The 3,047-nt window shown below is 75.7% G+C and carries 2 protein-coding genes (1 of these 2 cut by a window edge); one reads left to right on the top strand and one right to left on the bottom strand.

The window, feature by feature from the left end; translation table 11 throughout:
- Window positions 1-369: 369 nt before the first annotated feature.
- Window positions 370-2,103 (top strand): ATP-binding SpoIIE family protein phosphatase, encoded by a 1,734-nt coding sequence (locus tag MW084_RS13205; RefSeq protein WP_275563606.1) that lies wholly within the window; start codon window positions 370-372, stop codon window positions 2,101-2,103.
- A 10-nt stretch (window positions 2,104-2,113) separates the two neighbouring features.
- On the opposite strand, the gene MW084_RS13200 is transcribed toward MW084_RS13205, so the two are convergent.
- Window positions 2,114-3,047, bottom strand: the 3' portion of a protein-coding gene (locus MW084_RS13200; protein WP_010476628.1) for an MFS transporter. 344 nt of this gene lie beyond the right edge of the window; 934 of the gene's 1,278 nt are visible here — the last part of the coding sequence; its start codon lies beyond the right edge, outside the window; it ends in the stop codon at window positions 2,114-2,116.

Raw genomic sequence — 3,047 nt, 5'->3', positions numbered from 1 at the left:
TTCTTGTGCTCATTGTTGCCACCGAGGTCTAACAGTCGGTGTTCCCGGTGCCGGGCCCGCCGCCCCGCCCCCGTCCGACACGGCCGTCACCGCCGACTCGTCCCCCGGCGCCCACGACACCGAAGAGCCTTGCGGCACCGAAGAGCCTCGCGGCACCGAAGAGCCCCGCGGCGGGCCCGGCACCGGGAACACCGACGGCCGGAAGGGCCCGCACGACACCGACGGGAACGGCCCCGGAAGGACCGGCCCCGCGACCGGGTGACACCCTCTGCCGGAGCGCCCCACCGCACCGGACGTGTGACCATGGGTGTGCTCACACCTGCACAGAGTGACCCACCACGGCGATGACACCACAAGGCATGGAGATCCGTGAACTTCACGCGCTGGAGCGCCCGCTTCCCCGGTACGCAGCGCCGCGCCGCCGCTCGCGGCACCGACGACGGGGGCTCGTCGGCACGGCGGGGCGAGGGCGCCGTACCCGCGGCGCGCGGCGAGTACGGACGGCAGCCCGCACCCGGCCCCGACGACACCCCGGCGGCGCCTCCCGGCGCACTCGCCGAACCCCACGCGCCCGACGCGCGCCATACGCCTCCGGCCCTGGAGGACTTCTCCGTACGGGAGATCCTCGGCCACCTCCCCGGCCTCGTCGCCCTCACCTACGGCACGGACCACCGCGTCGCGTACGTGAACGACGCCTACGCGGCGGCCTTCGGCCCCCGCTCCCCGGGAACACCCGCCGCCGACCACTGCCCCGAACTGGCCGACCTGGGCCTCCTCCCGCTGATGGACCAGGTCCTGCGCAGCGGCAGGTCCCGTACGGTCAAGTCCCGCCGGACGAAGGGCGGCGGCTCCTACACGGTGTCCTGCACCCCCGTCGACGTCCCCGCCCACCAGGGGCGGCCCGGCCGGCCCGGCGGCGGCGTCCTCGTGCACGCCGCCGACGTCACCGACCACGCCGAGGCGACCGACCGGCTCCGCGCCACCGAGCGCCGCCACCGCGAGACCGCCGTCACGCTCCAGCGGTCCCTCCTCCCGCAGGAACTGGAGCAGCCCGACGACCTGAGGGTCGCCGCCACCTACCGGCCGGGCGGCCTGGACGCGGCGGTCGGCGGCGACTGGTACGACGTGATCACCCTCGGCGCCGGCCGCACGGCCCTGGTCATCGGCGACGTCATGGGCCGCGGCGTGCGCGCCGCCGCCGTCATGGGCCAGCTCCGCACCGCCGTCCGCGCCTACGCGCGCCTGGACCTCCCACCGCACGAGGTGCTCCAGCTCCTCGACGGCCTGGCCGCCGAGATCGACGCCAACCAGATCGCCACCTGCGTGTACGCGGTCCACGACCCCAACGAGGGCCGGCTCGTCTACGCCTCCGCCGGGCACCTGCCGATCCTCGTGCGCGACGAGGACGGATCGGTCCGCCGCGCCGCCGACCCCACCGGCCCGCCCCTGGGCACGGGCGGCTGGGTGCACAGCTCCGGGACGATCGCCCTCCCGCCGGGCTCCACCGCCGTCCTCTACACCGACGGCCTGGTCGAGCGGCGCGGCGAGGACATCGACGAGGGCGTCGCCGCCCTGGAGCGCGCCCTGTCCGGCGCGACGGGCGCCCCGCAGGTCGTCTGCGACCGCCTCCTGCGCTCCCTGGGGGTGACCGCCGAGCACGACGACGACGTCGCGGTACTCGTCCTCCAGCACCCCTCCCGTACGGGCCCCGACGCCGAGCTGTTCCACAACGCCGCGCTGGACCTGCTGGGCGGGGTGGAGGCGGCCCCCCGCGCCCGCGCCTTCGCCACCGGGGTGCTGTCCAGCTGGCGGTTCCCCGCGGAACTGCGCGACCTGGGCGTCCTCGCGACCAGCGAACTCGTCGCCAACTCCCTCAAGCACGGCACGCCGCCGATGCGGCTGCGGCTGCGCCGCACCGACCGGCGGCTGATCATCGAGGTGGCGGACGGCGACGACCACCTGCCGCGCCGCCGCCGCGCCGAAACGGAGGACGAGGCGGGTCGCGGCATCTCGATCATCGCCACGATCGCCTCGTCCTGGGGGAGCCGCCGCACGCCCGGCGGCGGCAAGACCGTCTGGTGCGAGTTCGTCCTGCCCGGCTGACCCGCCCCGGTCAGGCCGCCGTCCCGACCGTCCTCTCGCCGGGGGCGTGCCGGACGACGACCCGCGACCGGGCCGCCGCGTACGGGTGGTCCTGCGCCGGCGTGAGCCCCCGGCCCAGCCGCAGCGCGAGCACGCTGACACCCAGCGAGAAGAGCACGAACGTCACGATGTACGGCCCGTGCAGCGTCGCCCCCATGGGGCCGCCCACCGCCGGCCCCACCGCCAGCGCGAGCTGCTTGACCAGGGCGAACGCCGAGTTGTACCGCCCGACCGCCGACTCCGGAGCCAGGTCGGCCACCAGCGGCGCCACGGTCGGCGACAGCATCGCCTCGCCCAGCCCGAACAGCCCGTACGTGGTGATGAAGGCCGCCGTCGCCATGGCCTGACCGCCGTGCCCGAGCCCCGCGTACCCGGCGATCAGCCAGGCCGCGGCCCAGATCAGGCCCACGGCCGCGATGACCCGCGTACGGCGCCCGCGCTCCACGAACCGCAGCACCAGGAACTGCGCCACGACGATGACGGCCGTGTTGGCCGCCAGCGCCATGCCCAGCGTCGACGGCTCGATCCCGGCGGCCTCCGTCCCGTACGCGGCGAGCCCCGACTCGAACTGCCCGTAGCAGGCGAAGAAGAGCACGAAGCCCAGGACGCACAGCTGCACCATCGCCCGGTGACCGAGCAGCGCCCGCAGTCCGCCCGCGCCCCCGGCGTCCGCCCGGCCCGGCCGCGCGTCCGCGATGGCCGGGGTGCGCGGCACGCGCACGGTCGCGGAGACCGCCGCGAGCACCAGGAACATGGCCGCCTCGATGGAGAACAGCAGCAGGAAGCTGCCGGGGCGGCTCTCGTCGACGAGCAGGCCGCCGATGAGGCCGCCGACGCCGAGCCCCAGGTTCTGCAGGAAGAACTGCAGGGCGAACGCCCGCGTACGGGCCCCCGGCGCCGAACTC

Origin of the sequence: Streptomyces sudanensis, assembly GCF_023614315.1 — a bacterium.
Lineage (GTDB): Bacteria > Actinomycetota > Actinomycetes > Streptomycetales > Streptomycetaceae > Streptomyces > Streptomyces sudanensis.
The sequence above is the reverse complement of the archived record's forward strand: the minus strand, read 5'-3'. Positions and strand labels throughout refer to the sequence as shown.